Here is a 2,215-nt window from a genome sequence, read left to right on the forward strand (position 1 = left end):
CGGCGGGTGCTGCGCGGAGGGCTGGAAATAGGAGCGCACCCTCGAGCGCAGCGACTTGGCCTTGCCCACGTAGAGCAGCTCGCCGCCCGCGTCGTAGTAGCGGTAGACCCCCGGGCGGTCCGGGAGGGCGTCGAGCTTGGACTGGAGGGGGGGCGGGGCGCTCACGCCGTCATTGTAGAGAGGAGGGAGGCTCCGGCGTCCGTGCGGGTGAAGGCGAGGCGGCGGGCGGGGGTGCGCGCGAGCGCCTCGGTCACGGCGAGAAACGGCTCGATGCCGCGATCGGTGGCGAACGGGAGATTCGCCGCGAGGGCGGCGTGGACCTCGAGGCGCGTCGCCGGGGTGAGCGATGCCCGCGCCGCGTGTCGCGGTAGCAGGATCGCCGCGAGCGGCCAGCGGCCGGGGGTTCCGCCGTCGAGCTCCTTCGCGCGAAGGGGCGAGCCGACGAGATCGAACCCCGACGCGGAGGGGAGAACGAGCGCGATGTCGTCGCCGAGCGCAAGCGCTCCCGCGGCGGCCATCCCGCGCGCCCACGTCGACTTCCCCGCCCCCTCGGCACCGACCAGGACGAAGCCGCGGCCGTCGAGGACGGCCGACGCGGCGTGGAGCAGGAGCCCGCCGCGCTCGACGATCCTCCAGGCGATCGTCGCGTGGAGGACGTTGATCACCGCCATGGCGTTGCGGCCCGGATCGTCGCCCTCCACCTCGATCGCGAGCGGTCCCTCGTCGGGCACGCGGGCGCGCACCCCGGGCATCGTGACGAGGCTCGTCGCGGGCTCGCGGACCACGCGCAGCTCCTTCGCGTCGAAAGAAGCGGCGGGTTCCCCGGACCGGTGCGTCACCTTCGCGAGGATCCAGGGGTCGGAGGGGGGCTCGACGCGGAAACGTCCCCACTGCCAGCGGAACTCGGCCTCCTCGTCGGGACGAAGCCCTTCGATCCGGATCGCGAGCGCGTCGATCGCGACGGCGATCACGCCCACCCCGCCGCGGCGATCGCGTCCCAGTAGGAGTCGTCCCGGGTGAAGTGCAGGTGCGCGAGCGGCGTCGTGGCGAAGGCGCGCTCGACCGAGGCGAAGAGATCGGGCCTGCGATCGAACGCCTCGGCGACGAACGTCAGGTTTCCGACGAGCTGGCCGAGGACGAGCACCCGCGGCGCGGCAACGACCCGCGCGAGGTCCGCCTTCACGAGGCGGAATCCCGCGGCGAGCGGAAAGCGGCCGACGACGGGCTCGCCCCCCTCGTAGGTGCCGCGGAAGGGGGAGCCGACGACGTCGAGTCCCGCCGCGCCGGGACGCGGGAGCAGGAGCGTGAGGTCGTCGCTGACGATCCGGCCGCGTCGATCGGCGGCGGCCAGCGTCGATTTCCCCGCGCCGGACTCCCCGAAGAAGAGGTAGGCGCGATCGCGCCACACCGCGCTCGCCCCGTGCACGAACGCGCCGCCGAGCTCGGCCGCGCGCCAGGCGACGGCGACCCGGATGAAGTTCTCGAACGAGCGCAGGTCGGGCTCGTAGTCCCCGCGCGCGAGGAGCAGCGTTCCCTCGCCGGCGAGCGTGTCGAACCAACCGGCGACCTTGTACCCGGCGTAACGGATCCGGTGCGTCCCCTCGGGCTCGATCCAGACGGGGTTGAACTCGGGGCTCGACGGCGGATCGATGAAGTAGTCGCGATCCTCCAGAGCGACGCGCACGCGCAACACCCCCGGGCCGGGCGCGACCGCTCCCGCGTACGGCCCGTAACGCCGCGCGAGATCCGTCGCACGCGGCGCGTCGAGTCCTTCCAGACGAATCCGGATCGCGTCGAGGGAGAGACCGAACGACGCCTCCCCCGCGGCGGGGCGGGGCGCCTCGAAGAAGCCCATCGGCGGCGGGGTGCCGCGTCTCGTGGGGAACGTCCCGCCGCGGGACGTCGCCTGGCCGTCGCTCATCTCCCCTCCCCGAACGCGATCTCGCCGTGTCCGCCCTCCCAGGCGAGGCACCGTCCGCCGGCTTCGGCGATCTCGCGCCGGAGCGCGCGATCGTCGAAGGCGTGAACGTACGATCTCCGGATCGTTCCGTCGCGATCGAACCACCGCGTGTGCGAGTCGCCGGGTTCCCGGGCGCCGCGCAGCCGCTGGACCGCGAGCACCCCCCGCGCCCAGAGGCCCCGCACGCGGCGCGCGGAAAGGTAGACCCTCCCTCCGGGGCGAAGCCACGCCCCCATCCTCCGGAGCGCCTCGACC

At 73.8% G+C, this 2,215-nt stretch carries 3 protein-coding genes; all 3 read right to left on the bottom strand.

Annotated features, from left to right (window positions below; all coding sequences use genetic code 11):
• Nucleotides 1-161: 161 nt before the first annotated feature.
• Nucleotides 162-971 carry a hypothetical protein gene (locus tag VF139_12380; GenBank protein HEX6852189.1) on the bottom strand — a complete coding sequence of 270 codons (810 nt, stop codon included), beginning with the start codon at nt 969-971 and terminating at the stop codon, nt 162-164.
• Nucleotides 968-1,921, bottom strand: a complete 954-nt coding sequence (locus tag VF139_12385) for a hypothetical protein (protein HEX6852190.1) — start codon at nt 1,919-1,921, stop codon at nt 968-970. The genes VF139_12380 and VF139_12385 overlap by 4 nt, the downstream gene beginning before the upstream one ends.
• Nucleotides 1,918-2,215: hypothetical protein (locus VF139_12390; protein HEX6852191.1), on the bottom strand; the 298-nt coding region annotated here is incomplete at its 5' end. The genes VF139_12390 and VF139_12385, both read right to left, overlap by 4 nt.

It is taken from the genome of Candidatus Polarisedimenticolaceae bacterium (genome assembly GCA_036376135.1).
In the GTDB taxonomy this organism is placed as follows: Bacteria; Acidobacteriota; Polarisedimenticolia; order Polarisedimenticolales; family DASRJG01; genus DASVAW01.